Consider the following 18,639-nt stretch of genomic DNA (forward strand, 5'->3'; position numbering starts at 1 on the left):
CAATCCATTAATACGGCTTAAATACAACAAGAAGACATAAGTCGCCCTCTAAAATTCATGAACTCATCACAAAAAAACAAAAAAATAGCGGAAAAAGACTTAACTAAAAATAACACTCAATAACTTGGTATATTTATTGTATGCTTGATAAAGCTATGCTCTCTTGGGTTTAAATAAATACCGCAAAAAAACAACACCTTCACATTAAAGCCTCTTATTACCACGTGCGCACCATTAAGGGTCATCGAAAAATTTATTCCGCGATTATCTTTTAGCACCCGCGGCTCGCATAAAAACACCTGAGAGGCAAGGCAGGCAACTGTCATCGCCACACCCACCCTTAAAAATATGCAAAAAACAACCAGGATTTCACAGATAGCAAAATAACAATACCCAAAACAGCAAAAATTGATCGCACCGAAACTAGCGCACCGTTTTTAACATCAACACCTGCTAACCTAACACCTCAATAGCACTGATTTTCATGCTATACATTAAAAGCAGGTGCGGCGGTGGTACAACCAGAACCGCCGTCATTACACTCATCATTATAATCAACATAATGACCACAACTACACTACACTCGCCGCTATGAGGCCCATTTATTAGCAATGACTTACAACAGCGCCACTTTTATTGCCTATTTAGGCGCGAGTGTTTTCTCGATTATTTTGATTTTTGCTTTCGCCTCTCAATTACGTACAATCGCGCTGCGCCCGGCATTTGCACTAGCGGCAGCAGCGCAATCTACTTGGCTGCTCAGCGCAAGCTATACCCTAGCCAACCCTAATGCTGAGTGGCTCCATTACACACATCTATTAGATACAGCACAGCAATTTTTCTGGCTCTGGGCACTCATACAAGCCATGCAAAAATACTGTCAAAAAGCACTACCGATCAGTATTAGCAGGGGGTTTATTCCTCTTAGTGTGGCTATTTTTAGCGCGCAGCTGCTGCTTAGTCGCACCAGCGAAGTTCCCCTGAATATCATCTTTTCTATGCCAAGCGCTATCATTAACCTGATTGGCTTATTGTTTATACATCGGCTGTATTGCAGTGCGAGTAACGCACGGTTACTAAAGCTTATTTGTCTCGCCCTTGGGGTAACCTTATGCTACACCTGCTATCACAGCATTATTCAACTCAGCGGCTTTAATGATGCGCCTGCTCTTAGCAGCACTCGCGCAACAATTACACTGATCTCCAATCTAGCACTGCTCTTTGGCGCACTCACACTCCCCAAAGAAAACACCGAGCACCATGCCAGTTTGTCACTATCGCGTCCGGTGATTTTATATCTTTGCTTGCTAAGTTTGAGTGCTGCTATTATTACGGTTTTTGCTTTGGCTAGCCTGTATATTCGTCGCTTTGGCGGCGGCATTGGCGAAGTCATGTATTTATTTGTAGTAGCCGCATCTATTGTCGCAGTTGTTATGCTACTTACCTCTACTGGCTTTCGCAGCCTTCTTAACGTGTTAATAAATAAACATTTATTTAGTCATAAGTACGATTATCGTAGTGAGTGGCTCAAACTCATCGACGGCTTATCAAAGCCAGCCAACGGTCCAGAAGCCCTAAGCATTGCAATTAACGCAGTAATGGCAATATTCAAGAGCTCCGGTGGCGCTTTATACCTTCCTAAAGGCGATCAATTTCACCTCGCTTTGGGCACCAACATTAGTGACTCCCATAAACACACAGAGCCTCAAAATTCGTCTTTTTCACGCGTATTACGTGAGTTTGAATGGGTTTTTTTTCCGCGACTGGCACCAACTCAAACACAGCTTGACCGCTTTAACGAAACACTCCCTGATTGGATTCGCTTAATTGATGATGTCTGGTTAGTGATGCCGTTAATTTACGAAACCAAACTAACGGGCTTTATTATTTTGAGCGAGCCTAAGCTATATACCAGTTTAAACTGGGAAGATTTAGACCTACTCAAAATTACTGGCCGTCAAATAGCCAGTTATATAGAGGGGCACCGCAAATCTGAAGCGCTCAGCGAAGCCAAGCAATTTGAAACCTTTAATAAACTCTCTGCATTTATCATGCATGACCTTAAAAATCTGATTGCACAGCAATCTTTATTGGTCGAGAATGCCGCCAAACACAAAGGCAACCCCGCATTTATTGAGGACGCTTTTAGCACGATTGGCAGCTCTGTTGATCGGCTGAATGTTTTGCTGCAAAAACTACAGCGTAGCGAGCCCGAAGCCGCGCGCCGGATTGACCTAAAACCCGTGCTCATTGAAGCGCTGAGTCGCTGCAGTCGCGTACGCCCCACACCTAGTCTACGCCTAGAAGCCGATCACCTCAAATTGCTCGCCGCTCCCGATACCCTATGCATGGTGTTTGTGCACCTTATTCAAAACGCCCAAGAAGCCACTCAAGCTTGTGGCTTTGTCGACATACATATCAAGCGCACCGAGAACAGCGTCATTATCGCCATTGATGATAATGGCAAAGGCATGGATGAATACTTTATCAAGCACTCGCTCTTTAAACCCTTTGAAACAACCAAAACCGGCAAAGGCATGGGTATCGGTGTTTACCAAGCCAAAGACTACCTTGAACATTTAGGCGGCAGCATCACTGTAGAGAGTAAAATCAACGAAGGCACAACCTTTACCATTACACTTCCCCTGCTCACCACACCCTAATAACGTACTATTTTAATCAACTCAGAACGCCCGCTCAAATAAGGCCATGTAATGACAAACGACAAACCTAAACTACTAATTATTGAAGATGATAAAGGCCTACAGAGCCAGTTGCGCTGGCATTTTGACCAATACGATGTAAGCGTCGCAAGTCATCGCGAAGAGGCCATTGCCGCCGTTCGACTGAATGAGCCCGCGGTCATTCTTCAAGATTTAGGCCTTCCACCCGATGAAGAAGGCGTTGAAGAAGGGTTTCACTGTATTCGCGAGATAAGCAGCCTACATCCCGACGCCAAAATTATCGTTATGACCGGTAATGCCGATTACGAAAACGCCGTACGCGCTGTAGCCATGGGTGCGTATGATTTTTATCAAAAACCAGTAAACGCCGAAACGCTTGACCTGATTTTGCAGCGTGCTTTTCATATATATCAACTCGAAGAGCGTCACCGCAGAGAAGAAGACGCTCGTCAAGCGCCACTTCAAGATGTCATAGCAGGCGATCCAGCTATGCTCAAAGTTTGTCGCATGATAGAAAAGCTCGCTCCCTCTAACGTAACATGCACCCTCACAGGCGAAAGTGGTACAGGTAAAGAAGTACTCACCAAAGCCTTGCACAAACTCAGCCCACGTCACAAAAAGCGCCTAGTTGCCATCAACTGCGCTGCTGTACCTGAAAACCTAATGGAAGCCGAGCTTTTTGGCTACGAAAAAGGCGCCTTTACTGGCGCGGCCAAGCGCACACAAGGTAAAGTTGAAATGGCTCATGAGGGCACACTATTCTTAGATGAAATAGGTGATATGCCGCTGGTGTTACAAGCTAAGTTGTTGCGTTTTTTACAAGAGCGCGTCATTGAACGCGTGGGCGGGCGCGAAGAGATCCCCATTGATGTGCGCGTAGTGTGCGCAACAAACAAAAACCTCCTAGAAATGACCAAAGATGGCAGCTTCCGCGAAGATTTGTATTATCGCATTTGTGAAATGGAAATTCACATCCCCCCTTTGCGCGAACGTCATGGCGACAAATTATTGCTCGCTCGCCATTTTTTAAACATGTATAACGCACAAAATGGCACCCATATTTCAGGCTTTTCACCTGATGCTGTCGACACAATTGACAGCTATTCATGGCCTGGCAATATTCGCGAAATGGAAAACCGCATTAAGCGTGCACTGGTGATGTGCGACGGCAAGCTCATTACGACAGATGATTTAGGTATGCATAATAACGAAAATACCTTCTTAAACTTGCGACAAGTGCGCTATCAAGCCGAAAAAACAGCGATTGTTCGCGCTTTAGGTATGACCGAGAGTAATATTTCTGCAACGGCAAAACTGCTCGGCGTCACCCGCCCAACCCTCTATGACTTAATGAAAAAATATAATATCAATGCTAATTGATGCTTAGATTAACGCCTAAAGACCGCAAGTGTCGATAAACTATACATAAGTGTAACCATCAACCTAAACGCCTGGTAACACACCTAAAAGTCATTTTGAAAATAAACAATAAAACAATATAAATCAATAGTTTAAAAAAAATAATGCCGTAACTTTTGGTAACAAAAAAACATGGCACGCTCTCTGCTTGTGCGGTAATATCAATAGCAAACTGGCTACATAGCGAGTTGCTTGAACAACTACACGCTCCAGCCGATTAAGGTTGACAAAGGAGAGCTTTATGAAAGGTAATATTAAATTTTTAAGCAAAGCTGCACTCGTTATTGCAGTATTTGCACAAACCTCCGCTGCCGATACTGTACTGCCTATTATTGGTAGTAGCGGCCTTAACGAACCGCTGTATCTCAGTATCTGCGGTCTAGGCCTGTTGATTCTAGGCATGAAAAACAAGCCCTCGATATAGCATAGGCCAATATAGCATCAACTAATACAGCACCAGGTGATATAGCACCAAGAGATATAGCGTAAGCCGGTCACACCAACGCATAGACATGACGGTAGCAAGCTATCACAGTACGAGCTATCACAATACAAGCTATCAACAGCAGCACAATTGTTTAAATAGGCACCCTCGACAAGTAGTGTTCAGGCAGCCGCTTAGGTAAACATTCTGATTTTAGCGACCTTCAAAATGTAGCACTGATTATGCACAGCAACTTCAAGCGGCGCCCACTATGGCGCTTTTTTTTGGCTAGTCGATACTAGCGTCAATCAATAGCTGAGTTGATTGGATTTTCAGGCTTTGATGGATCAGCCGATGGGCAACCCGAGCAAGTATATAGATCCAACATACGAAGCGATAAAGGCGCAACTCTTACAGCAACTGCTATACTGGCGCAACACAATATAGGCAATGATAAGTCATGTATTCGACCCCACAAAAGCCCAGTTTGACTCGCTCTAAACGCCTGTTGCAAAATCACGACACCCTTGCTCAATGGATTCAACACAGCCTAAATCTTGTGGTCGTGGGCGTAACGCTCATTATCTTAGCGCTGTGGCGAGATGGCACTATGGGCGACCACTACCGCGTCATGCTGGGGTTTTCTTTGTTGATTATGACAATCATTTACAACTGGTTTGGTGTATTTAGACGATTTGAAAACCTTTTTGGCGGCATGCAGCATTTGGCACGCGCTTGGGGTACAGTGATTATTATCCTAGCTTGGCTCGCTTTTTTAACGAAAACCTCCGAAGCTTACTCTCGCCAAGTGATTGTTTATTGGGTCTTCATTGCTTATATACTGCAAGTGGCAGTCCTTTATTTAACCCATACAATACATGCAGTATACCGTACACGGTACCGCGCGCGTATGCCGGCTATTATTATTGGTACCGGTAGCATGGCAAAACACCTTGCTCAATCAATCAGCAATAACACTTGGCTTAACGACAAAATTGTTGGAGTTATTGGTGACCAGCAAGCACAAGAGCACTGGAACGATAGTGATATACCGCTACTCGGCACTGAGAGCGACATATGTGCACTCATTGACCAGTACGCCATAAAACGGGTATACATGGCGCTACCGCTAGCTGATAGCAACCGTATTCAAGATATTCAAAACACCCTCTTCGAATACAATATTGACCTTATTTGGGCACCCGATATTTTTTCGTTACACTTACTCAATCACAGTGTACGCGAAGCTGGTGGGGTACCACTGATCAACCTCAATGAAACACCGCTACGCGCTGGCGGCCCCGCGTTTATCAAAGACTGCATGGATAAAACCATTGCCTTATGCGCCATTATTGCTTTATCTCCCCTCTTGATTGCTGCTGCACTGGCCGTTAAGCTCAGCTCTAAAGGGCCCATTATTTTCAAGCAAGTACGCGATGGCTGGGACGGTAAGAAGTTTTACGTTTTTAAGTTTCGTAGTATGTATCAACACCAAGCCAAAGGCATTATTGAGCAAGCCAAGCGCAGTGATAGCCGCATTACCCCTGTAGGCCGTTTTTTGCGTCGCAGCAGTATCGATGAGCTACCTCAACTTTTTAATGTACTCAATGGTAGTATGTCTCTCGTAGGCCCGCGCCCGCATGCCGAGTCTCACAATCAATATTACTCCGATAAGGTCAACGCCTACCTCGCTCGCCACCGCATTAAACCTGGTATTACTGGGCTCGCACAAATTAACGGCTGTCGAGGCGAAACCGAAGACATCAAAGACATGGCAAGACGCGTTGAATACGATCTTGCCTACATTGCTAATTGGTCGCCTCTGCTCGACATTCAAATTCTTATCGCTACTCCTATGCGACTTATCTCTAAAGTAGGTAATGCTTATTAATGAAAGTCGCTGCATGGCGGCTGTATCTAAACATCATGCGGCCAATACAGTGCCGTTTTTGCTGCCCTATACAGCACCCGGTTATCCATCACTGATTCACACAATGCGGCAGCAACAAACAAAAGCTAACCTTTCATGCCTCTCAATGGCTCAAGTACCCGCTCTTGCCCATGCGTTTTAATATCTAAAAGTAGCGCTAATAACTGCCCTAAGCCCCCCTCTGGCAAGCCTTTACTCGCCAACCATAATAAATACTCTTCGGGTATATCCATTAAAATGGTCCCCGCATATTTGCCAAACGGCATTTTTTGATTAGCCAGAGCCAGCAAGTGTTTTTCTTCGATCATTCGTTATATCCTATGATTACCGGCTATGCTAGCCACTAAAAACCATGCCATGTTGAAGAGAATGACACAATGGACTTTACCCTTGCTACACTACCTCAGCACAAAACCATTGCATTAGTCGCACACGATAATCGAAAAAAAGCACTAATAGAATGGGCTTCCAAACATAAGCAACTCTTAAGCTTGCACGCGTTATGCGCAACAGGGACAACAGGCCAGCGAATTGAGCAGGCGATTAATATACCTGTCAGGCAGTTTTTAAGTGGCCCTCTGGGAGGCGATCAGCAAATTGGCGGCCAAATTGCCGAAGGAGGTATTCATTGCTTAATCTTTTTTTGGGACCCGTTTGAGCCTATGCCTCACGATCCAGATGTCAAAGCCTTGTTGCGTTTAGCCTCGGTATGGAATATTCCCGTTGCATGCAACAGCAGTACTGCTGACCTTATGATTTCTAGCCCGTTGTTCACACTAGAAAGTGTACGTGAAATCCCTGACTACACAAAATATTCAGCCCAAAGAACTTCACAGGAAGATTCTTAAAATGCCCTTCGCACATCGGTCAACATCGTGCTGTTCGCTTTATTCGTTCTTATCATGCATACCCAACAACCCGTCGATAATTCATAATCCATAACAAGAGAAATACCATGAAAAAATTATTAACATTATTTGCCATCACATTTTTTAGTGTCGCCGCTCAAGCAAAAGATATAGCAGGCGTCGAGCTACCCGACCAACTCACGCATCAGCAAAGCACATTAGTCTTAAATGGGGCCGGCATTAGAAAAAAACTTTTTATCGACATTTATGCTGCTGCTTTATATTTACCCGCGCCTTCCAGTAACAATCATATGATTATTCAAAAAGATGGTGTTATGGCGTTGAAACTGCATATTATATCGGGATTATTAAATTCAGATAAAATGAAAAAAGCAACACGCGAAGGTTTTGAGAAATCCACAAAAGGTAACACCGCTCCCATCCAAAATACTATAGATGCGCTGATTGATACCTTTAAAGAAGATATTAAAAAAAATGACGTTTTTGATTTTATTTATGAACCAGGAGCAGGTATGCATGTTGTCAAAAATGGCGCACTCAAAACCACACTCAAAGGGCTCGCATTTAAACAGGCTTTTTTTGGCATTTGGTTATCCGACCAACCCATTCAAAAAAGTCTAAAAAAAGGATTACTTAACCCATAATTCATCAATCACAAGGCAAGCAAGCTGACTATTCATCAATAGCGAATATGTCAGCTGAGCACCTTGTAGCTGCTATGCATCACGGCATATTTTTAAATTGCAAGTCAGCCAAGTGTTTGTATAACTCGGAGCTCTCTAATAATGCCTCGTGCGTTCCTTGAGCCACCAGTTCCCCCCGATCTAAAACCGCTATCGAATCGGCATGCAATATCGTTGCTAGCCGGTGGGCGATAATAATTGTGGTCCTATTTTGCATTAATCGATCAAGCGCTTGCTGCACTCGGTGCTCACTTTCGGCATCGAGTGCACTAGTTGCCTCATCTAGCAACAAGATTTTGGGGTCTTTTAAGATTGCTCGTGCAATGGCTAGGCGCTGTTTTTGGCCGCCCGATAAGCGCGTGCCTTGCTCCCCCAAATGACTATTGTAACCATCTTGTAATTGCACAATAAATTCATGGGCATAAGCGGCTTTGGCCGCAGCAATAACTTCCTCGTCGCAGGCTTCAGGTTTACCGTAGCGAATGTTATACCAAACATCTTCAGTAAATAAAGCAGGCTCTTGCGGCACAACGGCTATTTGCTGACGCAAAGTGGCTGTATCTAAAGTGCGAATATCCGTACCCGCTAGCGTAATGCAACCTTTTATGGGATCGTAAAAGCGCTGTAATAATTCAAATAGCGTCGATTTACCCGCACCAGAAGGCCCCACTAACGCTAAAGTCTGGCCTGCTTTAATACTCAAATTAATATCTAATAAAGCGGGCTTATCGGGTCGCGATGGGTAATAAAAATTCACGTGCTCAAAAGATACTAGCGGGGCACTTATAGGGTGAGCAGCTGGCGCTTGAGCACCTAACAATGCAGGTGCCTTGACGGGAATCAAGGTTTTAACGTTGAGCAAATCAACCAGCCGCTCAGTCGCACCACTGGCGCGCTGCAGCTCGCCATAAACCTCAGAAATCGTCGCTACGGCTGTGGCCATCATAATCGCATAAAAAACAAACGCCGCCAAATCGCCTCCTGTCATACGCCCGGCCAACATATCATTACCACCAACCCACAATAAACCACTAATCGCACCAAACATCAGTAAAATAACGCAGGCAATTAACAGTGCCCGCTGGCGAATTCTTTGCTTAGCCACAATAAAAGCACCTTCCACTTCACGACCGAAGGCTTGGCTCTCATGCACTTCACGGGTATAACTTTGCACCGTTTTGATATGCTGAATAATTTCACCAGCATAAGAGCCTACACCAGCGATGGAATCTTGACTGGCCTTTGAAAGTTTCTGCACTCGACGGCCATAAAGTACGATAGGCAAAAAAACCATTGGTACGCCAATTAACACCATTAAACTCAACTTTAAATTCGTTAGCAACAGCAACCCCAATGCGCCAATAAATATGAGTGCGCTGCGCAGTGCCATCGAGAACGATGAGCCAATGATGTTTTGTAGTAGTGTCGTATCGGTCGTCAAGCGCGACATAATTTCGCCGCTGCGATTAGTCTCGAAATAATTTGGGTGCAATGTAATAATATGGTTAAAGACCGCTTTGCGTAAATCTGCAACTACGCGCTCGCCCAACCAAGACACCGAGTAAAAGCGTGCATAAGTGCCGAGAGCCATCAATAAAGACAAGCTCATAATCATGATTACAGCATTAGCCAAAGCAGCACTCGAGCGAGCCACGAACCCGTCATCAATTAACAACCTAACGCCCTGCCCAATTGACAAAGTGATGGCCGCGGTAATTATCAGCATCATGCCTGCAAAGACTAGTGTTTTTTTGTAAGGGCGTATAAATTGCCAAAGCGATCGCAGCACCGATAACTCACTTGCGCCATCAGTCTCCGGTGGCACTTGGAATTTATCGACAGCGCCATGACTAGGATGCACCTGCGCATGCGATACATCATCTAAGTCGGCGTGCGCTACTAGGGGTTCATCTAGGGGTTCATCAACACTTGGGGTATTGCTCATCTATTTCTCGCAGCTATACAATTATTGCTCGATAGTAACGCATTCACGCAACAATTGTATCATCCATTCAAAGCAATCCCCCGCCTCTATCGGAAGAGATTTGTCAGTCTGGCCAAAAGCGACCTATTATTTAATATACAACCACTTCAGCGCCTTCATTAAAAAGTGATTTTGTTTGAGCAGCAAACCGACCCGTGGGTTAAACCCACTTGATACAAAAGTATTTTTAGCATGGCTAAACGTTAAAAAACCTTCTTTACCATGATAATGCCCCATCCCCGAGTAGCCCACACCACCAAAAGGCACGTCATCTGCCGTAACTTGCACGAGCGTATCATTGACTGCAACGGTTCCACTGAGTGTTTGCGCCATAATATAATCCTGAGCTTGTTTATCTTGCCCTAAAATATAAAGCGCCAGCGGGTGATGATGCTGCCGAATATAATCTAGCGCCTCATCAAGCGTGTCATAACTCATAATAGGCAGTATTGGGCCAAACAGTTCTTCTTGCATAAGCTGCATGTCATCATTGACCTGCACTACAAGATGCAGCCCCATGCGATGCTTTTGTGCATCTTCTTGATACTGCTCAAGAGGTTTAATAATGCGCGCACCCAAAGCTTGCGCCTGCTGTAAATAGCCATTAAGACGCTTGTAGTGCGCATCGCTAATAATAGAGGTTAAATTATCGCCCTCAACACCTTGTTTAAAATGCGTTTGGTAAAGTTCACAAAGTTGTTGAATTAACGGTTGCTCAAGTGATTTGGGCACCAAGACATAATCAGGCGCAACGCAAATTTGCCCCGCATTAGACATTTTGCCAAATAGTAGTGCTTGCGCTGCTTTTTTAATATCGGCGTGCTCGGTAATAATCACTGGCGACTTACCACCTAACTCTAATGTGACAGGCGTTAAATTATGACTTGCCGCAGCCATCACCAACTTGCCCACACCAATCGAGCCAGTAAAAAATAAATGAGCAAAAGGCAGTGCCGAAAATTCAGCCGCAACCGTACTATCCCCTTGTATCACTTGGCAATGCTGGCTAAGTTCACCTGCAAAGAGTTTTTCGAGTATGGCATTAGTGTGCGGGGTAAACTCGCTCAACTTCAACATCGCTCGGTTACCTGCGGCAATAGCTGTAATAACCGGCACAATAGCTAGTTGAATAGGATAGTTCCACGGAGCAATGACACCCACAACGCCTTTAGGTTGATAGTGAACACTCGCCTTAGATGGCCATAGACTCAGGCCCACCGAGCGACGACTTGGCTTTGACCAGCGCGGCAATTTTTTTATTGCATGAGCCAATGCTTGCATTGTTGGCACGATATCGCCAACCAGAGTATCGAAAGCGGTTCGATAACCAAAATCTTTAGAGGCAGCCTCAATCAACTCACCCTCTAATGCCACCATGCGCTCACGCAATTGTTTTAATAGCGCAAGGCGCTCAGAAATTGGCAAATAAGGCGATTGATAAAACAAGTTTTTCAATACTTCAAAGTGATTAACAAGCGAGGCTGCTGGCTGGATTTTGGCTGGCTGGGTATGAATAGTCACAATAGATACTCGTTGTAGAATTCATTAAAAACTATAACGCCCTTTAGTTGCGTAAGCAATAGACAGGTAAAGATCGCCCCTAAAGACTCAAACTAATATAAACACCAGCATTATAAGCATGTCAATTTTACAAACAACAAAGTACATTTTACAAACAACAACGTCAATTTTACAAACAACAAGTATTACAGGCAATAAAGCCTACAGATACCCTACAAATACATCATATTCAAAAGAAAATCTGCATCATCCAATATGCGCTTGGCCTTTTGATGGCGAAGCATTAAGATACCAACACCCTAGGCCATTACGCCCTCAACATGAAAATAAAAATTTTATATTTACGGTAATCCTTATGCATTTATTAAAAAATAAAAAAAAATCAAAAGAAATATCCAAACGAAATATTATTCTAAGTTTAATCATTTCATTGCCATTAAGCGCCTGCAACACATCCAGCACTACTGCTAGCGATAGTGATCAGCAGAATAAGACACCAGCTAAAACCACAATTCAAAAACAAAAGATACAGCTTGATAAGATAACAGGTAGTGATTTTGAACCACCTTGGAATATCGCTATTAACCATAAAAATATGGGGGATTTTTCGTTTACACTCACCACTGAAATGGGACAAAAAAAGACAACTGGCAATATCATAATTAGCAACGAATTCATTGCGGCACCTAACGCTCGTATCACATTAAAAGGATCAGATAATAACGGCAAAGCAGTTCTAATCACCTACACACAAACACAATGTTTAAATATGGCTGGCGAAGATGAAGGCGGCATACTCAATATAAAATGGGGCGAGCAAAAATTAGTCGGATGCGGTAGCCACACAATAAAAGCCAACTAGTAAAAATATGCAATGAATATTATAAAAAAAACACTCAGTAAATGATAAGTACCCACATAACGCGCCTCGATCAATGAGCACTTATTTACGTAGAATGGGTAGCTGTATATAAGCCCTTACTGTAGGCGCCCACATACAGCTCACTGATTACACCGTTCAAAATATCGGCAGCGCATGTGTAGCCAAGCCTTACAAAAAAAGAGTGAAGTGATCTATATAAGTACGCAAAACGAGGCCTGCCGTAAGCACAAAATCACAGGCAATTTAAGCAGGTTAGTCGATGATTCATAAATATATAATTTCAAAATCTAAATACAATGTCGGCACACCTAAAGAGTGACACATTATATTGTTGAACAAATTGTAACGTACCAATCAACCTTCGAGACTATCGGAAAAGAGCATAACTCAAGCAGTACTTCATGCTGTTATCGACCCGTTATGCGATTGGAGCTATGGAGCAGCCCCTTTATTAAAGTCGGCAAAAAAACATCTCGATATTACTGTCAAACTATATGGCAGTGGGTTATTCGTTGATGAAAGTAAGCGCAAAATAGCACCCTATAGGGCTGATAGTGCAGAACAGAATTACAAGGAGATAGCCAACAATGAGCCTATGGCACTGGACTCAGTTGTACCCATTAAAGCAATGATGGCAATCAAGCAGTTAAAACATAATGATTTAGAACTGTTATTAGCTATGCAAATTGCGCACTTTGAGCAAGGTCAATGCGCTGCTGAGCCCCAAGTATTATTTACACTAGTTGAAAAAATGGGATTCAGTAAAATTATATTTAGTGAGGCTTATTACGCAATCACTTTAGAGCAAGTACATAGACATATACAGCAGGCACGCATGCGGCTACGAGCTTTAGGTGGCCAAGGGCTTCCGGCGATGGGACTAGGCTTTCAGGATAAGCAAGTAAAGCCCTTAAAACATGAAGAATTTTATGGGCGCGAGAGTGAATGGATTCATTATTTACAGTATAAACTTGAGTCCTTAATCACTACCAGCTAGCCAGTAAAAATAGCTAAACGATTTGGATACGATAATACTTCCAAAATTCTGCGTATTGCGATTATCGATGCGTATATCTCGATGTGTGCGCATCGATAATCTATATTATTACGCCGAAGTGTTTGACATACAAGACCAGATACACTTCCCAATAACATTGAAAATTAAGCTAGTTAAGCCCTAGCACCTGCTTGCCTTGTTTAAAAGTCACATCAACAGGAATATTCGCCCGACTGAGCTTTTCAAGATCTTTGGCAAGCTCGGCTTTAATGTCACCGTGCTGCTTAATTAATGCATCGACCTTCTGGTAATCACCATCGCCTTGTAACGTTAAAATAATACGCGACAGTTTCGCCATAGCCTGACTCATCTTGGTCATATTCACATGGTACAAGCCTTGACTATTTTTAGAAAACGCCCCTTCTTGTGCGAAAAAGTTAAAGCGGATCATATTGGCTTTACCGTGCGCACTCGAGGCACCAAAGCGCACAGAGCGAAATATCCCCGCCATAAAAGTGGTGTAGTAATCTTCGAGTGTGCCTTCAGTAATTTCACCTTTTGCCAATAATTGCTCCACCATATATAAACCAAGAATGTCTGCTTTACCCTCTTCTAAAGCACTCGCGTGCTCTTGCAGTGACTGGCGTACAGTGCCTTTACCTGTGATGGTATTTTTAATACCCAAACCATGGGCCACTTCATGGAACATCGTATTGGCAAAAAAGGCATCAAAGGTAATGTGCTTACGCTGCTCGGGTACAATCAATTGCTCGGCAATAGGCACTAAAATTTTGTCAAATTTAGCACGCATGGCGTTTTTAAGCTGTAATCGACGTGTCCCTTTTTTAAGCTGCACCTCTTCATCGTTAGGCAAATTAATTGCAATTGTTTTACTACCAGCATTAGAGTGGCCAGCATAATACACAACATCATAAGCATTTAAATCCGCATCAGAGCCTGGTACCTCTTGCTTATATTGACTATCGACGGGTAGGCCTTTTTGCAACTCTGGTAAGAAGGCAGCAAATTTTGCCAACCGCTCACTCCACTTTAAATCTTTAATTAATACGTAAGACTCATACCCTGAGCGATAACCAAATAGTTGATCTTCGTAGGTTTCTATCGGCCCAATCACAACATCGATTGGGTTATTTTTCATGTCCATCCAAGCAAAATCAGACGCTTGAAAATCATCTTTTTGCAACGCATCAGCACGCAACATTAAATAATGAGCAAATTCTTTATCAACCGCCAACTTACTAGCCTCACGAAGTAATGCTGAGGCCTGAGCTAATTCGCGGGCGTACTCAACCGAATAAGGCACACTATAAAGACTGCCGTCTTTGGCGCGCTTAATGATTGAATAAAGGCCCTTTTCATCTTTTAAATGAGCGCGAGAAAGCTCTTCTTTTGTGATATTAGCGGGGTAAAACTGTGCTCCAAGGGGTTTTTCTGCGTAACCACTTAAAAAGAGGCTGTCACCATTTAAGCGATCCCAAGGGCCATAATTAATGTCTGCAAATTTACGTACTTTCTTGTCACTAATACCCGCTAAAAAAGCCTCTTTATTTTTACCGAAGGCTTGCCTCCAAAATAATTCGTCCATAATTTTTGAAGCATCAATAAGCTTAGCAATCATTAATTTTTGATTGTCACTCAAATGCGATAAATCACTATACAAAGTAAAATCAGTATAAATATCCAAGCGCTGGCGATCTATATTGATCAATGTGTTGGTGAGCTGAGCTGGAGTTGTAGTCGCGCTATCGAGTACCTGAGGCACCTGCGCAGAGCAGGCGCTCAAAAAAACAGCACTCGATAAGCACGTTATTTGGCTAATTTTACTAAAAATCATGATTTTGCCTATCAAAAAGTAAGTTTAGTCGCTCATATGAGCCATCAAAATAATGCATGCATACGTAGATGCATCACTGAAAACGTGCAGCATTAAAGCAAAACTCAAGGGCAAATAGCAAGTGTTAAGCCTTGACAAAGAAGGCTGCGCCCCCCAAAAATAATCTAGCAATACACGCATTGGCTCGATAAAAATGCTAAATCTCATTACAATAAATAAGGGGCCACTGATCAACCTTTTGAGGGCTTACACATAATAAATATGGTAAATAATTATGCCGATACATGCCCCCTTAGATATTTATACTAAGACGTGATGTCATACAGCAATCAGTATTAAATAACTAAGCAGTATTATCAGTGCACGGAAAGGTGCTTTGAGCTTGTCTAAATAGTGACAATGGACCTACCACTTAATACAAACATACATGCCAAATTTCAACCACTATCTTAAAAGGATTAATTATTGGCAGCAATACTCCCTTTTTTGCACTCAGAGTGAGTTTACAATTTGCTCATTTTTGAAATAAACGCTATTGGTGTACGCAGGAGCACAGCAACAAAATTTTAACAATTAATACCTCTACCGGAGAGCTTATGGACACGCTAATATCGGCATCTAATTACCTTTCAACAACTCCAAGTATTGCCGCACCTCATCACGCTGCTTTTAAGGCCAGCCCAACTGGGGGTTCGGCAAAGCGCGCCAAACCCAAACTGGCAAAAGATTTAATCGCCCCTTCGTATGCGTGGGGCCTAAGCTACCTAATATATGCTGTAAGCCTGTATTTAGGTTTAGGTACTGTGAGCTTTATCGTCGCAACGAGTGCGCTAACCCTTATTATTAAGATACCCATCATTTTAACAGCAACCCTACTAGCCGGTTTTGGTCTCAGTATGCTAGCGCAAGCCGGGCATGAAGGGATGCATGGCAGCATGATTCCCAATAAAATTATCAGCGCTGTTTTAGGCATTGGCGCGTCATCGATGGTACTGACTTATTTTGAGGTGGGCTTTGCTATGCGGCACTGGGCACACCACCGCTTTACTAATCGTATGAATGACCCCGATATTCACCCTTCTGCGCATTTAACAATATGGTGGCAGCGAGTGCTATTTTCTCGCCCGCTGTACAATAAAATTTATTTTAAGAACACCATTGTCATGGCGCTTGGCAAACCCTTTAAAATAGATTATTCCATGAGCTATTCGCTCAAAACACAAATAGCTTTTGCACGCTTTAATCTGATTGTAGCCTTCGGTGTGTTTAGTGCCTATAGTTATGTCGTGTACTTAAATCCACTGGCTGGGCTCTTTATTATTGGCCTACCCCATATAGCTGCACTCATTATTACCTCGTGCCAATCGTATGTTGATCATGCAGGGCTGGATGCGGATGATTTAAATAATGCCTATAGCCGCACGTCGCTTTTAATGACAGCATTAAGTTTTGGTACTAATTACCACTTAGAGCATCATGCTTATCCACACGTTCCCTGCTATCGCCTGCCTCGCGTACACAAGCTACTGCTCGCCGCTAACGCAATTCCTAATCCACAACATGTTATTGTGCCAAGCTTTTGGGGGGCTTATAAAGCAGTCGGCAAAGCCTATAAGCCCAACCAACCAAAAGAGGACTTTAACCCGTTCATTATTAGTTAAACGCACAATTTCCAGAGAATTTCAGTAATTCAACAACCTCGTGGACTCATATCGAGCCTGTAATCAGTCAGCAGCGATTAAAACCAAAAAACCCAGCTTAGCGCTGGGTTTTTTGGTACTTAACACATAAGGTTACATGCGTATGATGTGTATATTGTATTAAGAATAATAGGCTTGTGATGTGTCAGTATGATCGGTCATATCCTTCACGCCCTTCAAACCAGGCACTTTTTCCATGAGAGTTTTTTCTACACCATCTTTGAGTGTCATATCTACAGCACTACACCCTTGACAACCCCCGCCAAATTTCAGTATCGCAAACTGATCATCGGTTAGCTGCTCCAAAGTAACATTACCACCGTGCGCCGCTAAACCAGGATTCACCTCATTAATTAACACATAGTTGATGATGTCTTCCATTGGGCTATCATCATTGATTTTAGGCATTTTAGAGTTTGGCGCACGTATGGTCAGTTGTCCGCCCATCCGATCTGGCGAGTAGTCAACTTTGGCATCCTCCAAAAAAGGAATGCTACGTCCCTCGAACAAAGCCGCAAAGCCGTTAAGTTCAACGCGTACATCGCCGTCTTTTTCTTCACCTGGGCGACTATACGCTATGCATGTTTCAGCCTGCGGAGTACCCGGTGATGATACAAACATGCGAATTGCAATGCCTTCGCAGTTTTGCTTTTCGAGTAAACCTGCTAAATATTCTTGTGCCGACTCAGTAATGTTCACATTGGGAACAATCTGAGTAATCTCAGTGGTACTGGTCGCTTCAGTAGCGGCAGATTCAATATTCGACATAACAACTCTCTTCATATATACCAAGCAACAGCTGGCCTAAAACTTAGTAGGTAAGGGCAAAGGCTATACCCGACTAAAATACTCGGTTATTCTACCCAAATACCAAAAAACCGCAAATACCAATTTTAATCAATCATCGCCATCTACACGCATGGCTAATGAGCATAAATGGTAGGATCTGGCACATTAGCATCATTAAAACCATTTTTGCGTAAACGGCATGAGTCACAACGACCGCAAGCTTCACCGACATTGTTGGCCTGATAGCACGACACAGTTAATCCGTAATCCACCCCAAGCGCCAAGCCTTTATGAATAATTTGAGCTTTAGTCAGATCAATGAGCGGCGTTTGAATCTGTAACGGCCGCCCTTCTACACCCGATTTGGTGGCCAAGTTTGCCATCGCCTGAAAGGCTTTGATGTACTCGGCGCGGCAATCGGGGTAGCCCGAATAATCCACCGCATTAACACCAATACACATCGCTTCCGCGCCTAAAACCTCAGCCCAACCTAAAGCAATCGACAAAAATACAGTATTGCGCGCGGGCACATAAGTCACGGGAATACCGCCGGGATCATCTTCAGGCACGTCAATGGTTTCATCGGTTAATGCCGAGCCACCAATTGCTCGTAAATCAAGCTTAACCACTTTATGCTGTACAACACCCATCGCCTTTGCAATGCGCTCGGCAGCCTCTAATTCAGCACGGTGACGCTGACCATAATCAAAGCTAATGGTGTAACACTCATAGCCTTGCGCTTGCGCAATGGCCAACACCGTCGTCGAGTCTAGGCCGCCAGAGACTAGCACTACTGCTTTTTTTGACATTTTCACCTCTATTATTTTGTCACTCTTCAAAAATACCGCCCGGAGTACTATTGAACCGTTTACCGAGATTGTGCGATTGAGCACTGCATAGC

At 43.5% G+C, this 18,639-nt stretch carries 15 protein-coding genes; 9 read left to right on the forward strand and 6 right to left on the reverse strand.

What is annotated here, in order from left to right; translation table 11 throughout:
• Nucleotides 1–611 precede the first annotated feature (611 nt).
• From prsK to AC438_RS06240, 4 genes are all read left to right on the forward strand, one after another.
• On the forward strand, nucleotides 612–2,663 hold the full coding sequence (gene prsK / locus AC438_RS06225; RefSeq protein WP_053980384.1) for an XrtA/PEP-CTERM system histidine kinase PrsK: 2,052 nt from the start codon (nucleotides 612–614) through the stop codon (nucleotides 2,661–2,663).
• A 51-nt stretch (nucleotides 2,664–2,714) separates the two neighbouring features.
• Nucleotides 2,715–4,064, forward strand: coding sequence for a PEP-CTERM-box response regulator transcription factor (prsR, locus tag AC438_RS06230; RefSeq protein ID WP_053980385.1), 1,350 nt, complete (start codon nucleotides 2,715–2,717; stop codon nucleotides 4,062–4,064).
• Between the two features lie 280 nt (nucleotides 4,065–4,344).
• Nucleotides 4,345–4,527 carry a hypothetical protein gene (locus AC438_RS06235; RefSeq protein ID WP_053980386.1) on the forward strand — a complete coding sequence of 61 codons (183 nt, stop codon included), beginning with the start codon at nucleotides 4,345–4,347 and terminating at the stop codon, nucleotides 4,525–4,527.
• Between the two features lie 460 nt (nucleotides 4,528–4,987).
• A complete protein-coding gene (locus AC438_RS06240) occupies nucleotides 4,988–6,418 on the forward strand; it encodes an undecaprenyl-phosphate glucose phosphotransferase (protein WP_053980387.1) in 1,431 nt (476 codons plus the stop codon).
• 125 nt (nucleotides 6,419–6,543) lie between these two features.
• Here AC438_RS06240 and AC438_RS06245 read toward each other — a convergent pair whose 3' ends face one another.
• Nucleotides 6,544–6,765: a putative quorum-sensing-regulated virulence factor gene (locus tag AC438_RS06245; protein WP_053980388.1), complete on the reverse strand. Its 222-nt coding sequence runs from the start codon at nucleotides 6,763–6,765 to the stop codon at nucleotides 6,544–6,546.
• A gap of 69 nt (nucleotides 6,766–6,834) precedes the next feature.
• On the opposite strand from AC438_RS06245, the gene AC438_RS06250 reads away from it, so the two are divergent.
• Together AC438_RS06250 and AC438_RS06255 are read left to right on the forward strand one after the other, a co-directional pair.
• Nucleotides 6,835–7,305 (forward strand): methylglyoxal synthase, encoded by a 471-nt coding sequence (locus AC438_RS06250; protein WP_053980389.1) that lies wholly within the window; start codon nucleotides 6,835–6,837, stop codon nucleotides 7,303–7,305.
• Nucleotides 7,306–7,412: 107 nt separating this feature from the next.
• On the forward strand, nucleotides 7,413–7,970 hold the full coding sequence (locus tag AC438_RS06255) for a chalcone isomerase family protein (RefSeq protein WP_053980390.1): 558 nt from the start codon (nucleotides 7,413–7,415) through the stop codon (nucleotides 7,968–7,970).
• 79 nt (nucleotides 7,971–8,049) lie between these two features.
• On the opposite strand, the gene AC438_RS06260 is transcribed toward AC438_RS06255, so the two are convergent.
• Both AC438_RS06260 and AC438_RS06265 read right to left on the reverse strand, forming a co-directional pair.
• A complete protein-coding gene (locus AC438_RS06260) occupies nucleotides 8,050–9,834 on the reverse strand; it encodes an ABC transporter transmembrane domain-containing protein (protein ID WP_053980430.1) in 1,785 nt (594 codons plus the stop codon).
• Nucleotides 9,835–10,080: 246 nt separating this feature from the next.
• Nucleotides 10,081–11,514: a coniferyl aldehyde dehydrogenase gene (locus AC438_RS06265; RefSeq protein ID WP_202904716.1), complete on the reverse strand. Its 1,434-nt coding sequence runs from the start codon at nucleotides 11,512–11,514 to the stop codon at nucleotides 10,081–10,083.
• A 118-nt stretch (nucleotides 11,515–11,632) separates the two neighbouring features.
• On the opposite strand from AC438_RS06265, the gene AC438_RS06270 reads away from it, so the two are divergent.
• Together AC438_RS06270 and AC438_RS06275 are read left to right on the forward strand one after the other, a co-directional pair.
• A complete protein-coding gene (locus AC438_RS06270; protein ID WP_053980391.1) occupies nucleotides 11,633–12,376 on the forward strand; it encodes a hypothetical protein in 744 nt (247 codons plus the stop codon).
• 616 nt (nucleotides 12,377–12,992) lie between these two features.
• Entirely contained in the window at nucleotides 12,993–13,394 is a 402-nt protein-coding gene (locus tag AC438_RS06275) for a hypothetical protein (protein ID WP_053980392.1), read from the forward strand.
• A 169-nt stretch (nucleotides 13,395–13,563) separates the two neighbouring features.
• Here the strand turns inward: AC438_RS06275 and AC438_RS06280 are convergent, their stop codons facing one another.
• Nucleotides 13,564–15,249, reverse strand: coding sequence for a dipeptidyl-peptidase 3 family protein (locus AC438_RS06280; RefSeq protein ID WP_053980393.1), 1,686 nt, complete (start codon nucleotides 15,247–15,249; stop codon nucleotides 13,564–13,566).
• A gap of 596 nt (nucleotides 15,250–15,845) precedes the next feature.
• On the opposite strand from AC438_RS06280, the gene AC438_RS06290 reads away from it, so the two are divergent.
• Nucleotides 15,846–16,910: a fatty acid desaturase family protein gene (locus tag AC438_RS06290; protein ID WP_053980395.1), complete on the forward strand. Its 1,065-nt coding sequence runs from the start codon at nucleotides 15,846–15,848 to the stop codon at nucleotides 16,908–16,910.
• 159 nt (nucleotides 16,911–17,069) lie between these two features.
• On the opposite strand, the gene nfuA is transcribed toward AC438_RS06290, so the two are convergent.
• Nucleotides 17,070–17,717 carry a Fe-S biogenesis protein NfuA gene (gene nfuA, locus AC438_RS06295; protein ID WP_053980396.1) on the reverse strand — a complete coding sequence of 216 codons (648 nt, stop codon included), beginning with the start codon at nucleotides 17,715–17,717 and terminating at the stop codon, nucleotides 17,070–17,072.
• A gap of 155 nt (nucleotides 17,718–17,872) precedes the next feature.
• On the reverse strand, nucleotides 17,873–18,547 hold the full coding sequence (gene queC, locus AC438_RS06300; protein WP_053980397.1) for a 7-cyano-7-deazaguanine synthase QueC: 675 nt from the start codon (nucleotides 18,545–18,547) through the stop codon (nucleotides 17,873–17,875).
• Nucleotides 18,548–18,639 lie beyond the last annotated feature (92 nt).

The organism is Marinagarivorans algicola, from assembly GCF_001292705.1.
Taxonomy (GTDB): domain Bacteria; phylum Pseudomonadota; class Gammaproteobacteria; order Pseudomonadales; family Cellvibrionaceae; genus Marinagarivorans; species Marinagarivorans algicola.

What these genes read in the sequence shown, in the direction of transcription:
- prsK (WP_053980384.1), top strand. Translation starts at nt 612, where the DNA reads ATGACTTACAACAGCGCCACTTTTATTGCCTATTTAGGCGCGAGTGTT.
- prsR (WP_053980385.1), top strand. Translation starts at nt 2,715, where the DNA reads ATGACAAACGACAAACCTAAACTACTAATTATTGAAGATGATAAAGGC.
- AC438_RS06235 (WP_053980386.1), top strand. Translation starts at nt 4,345, where the DNA reads ATGAAAGGTAATATTAAATTTTTAAGCAAAGCTGCACTCGTTATTGCA.
- AC438_RS06240 (WP_053980387.1), top strand. Translation starts at nt 4,988, where the DNA reads ATGTATTCGACCCCACAAAAGCCCAGTTTGACTCGCTCTAAACGCCTG.
- AC438_RS06245 (WP_053980388.1), bottom strand. Translation starts at nt 6,765, where the DNA reads ATGATCGAAGAAAAACACTTGCTGGCTCTGGCTAATCAAAAAATGCCG.
- AC438_RS06250 (WP_053980389.1), top strand. Translation starts at nt 6,835, where the DNA reads ATGGACTTTACCCTTGCTACACTACCTCAGCACAAAACCATTGCATTA.
- AC438_RS06255 (WP_053980390.1), top strand. Translation starts at nt 7,413, where the DNA reads ATGAAAAAATTATTAACATTATTTGCCATCACATTTTTTAGTGTCGCC.
- AC438_RS06270 (WP_053980391.1), top strand. Translation starts at nt 11,633, where the DNA reads ATGTCAATTTTACAAACAACAAAGTACATTTTACAAACAACAACGTCA.
- AC438_RS06275 (WP_053980392.1), top strand. Translation starts at nt 12,993, where the DNA reads ATGGCACTGGACTCAGTTGTACCCATTAAAGCAATGATGGCAATCAAG.
- AC438_RS06280 (WP_053980393.1), bottom strand. Translation starts at nt 15,249, where the DNA reads ATGATTTTTAGTAAAATTAGCCAAATAACGTGCTTATCGAGTGCTGTT.
- AC438_RS06290 (WP_053980395.1), top strand. Translation starts at nt 15,846, where the DNA reads ATGGACACGCTAATATCGGCATCTAATTACCTTTCAACAACTCCAAGT.
- nfuA (WP_053980396.1), bottom strand. Translation starts at nt 17,717, where the DNA reads ATGTCGAATATTGAATCTGCCGCTACTGAAGCGACCAGTACCACTGAG.
- queC (WP_053980397.1), bottom strand. Translation starts at nt 18,547, where the DNA reads ATGTCAAAAAAAGCAGTAGTGCTAGTCTCTGGCGGCCTAGACTCGACG.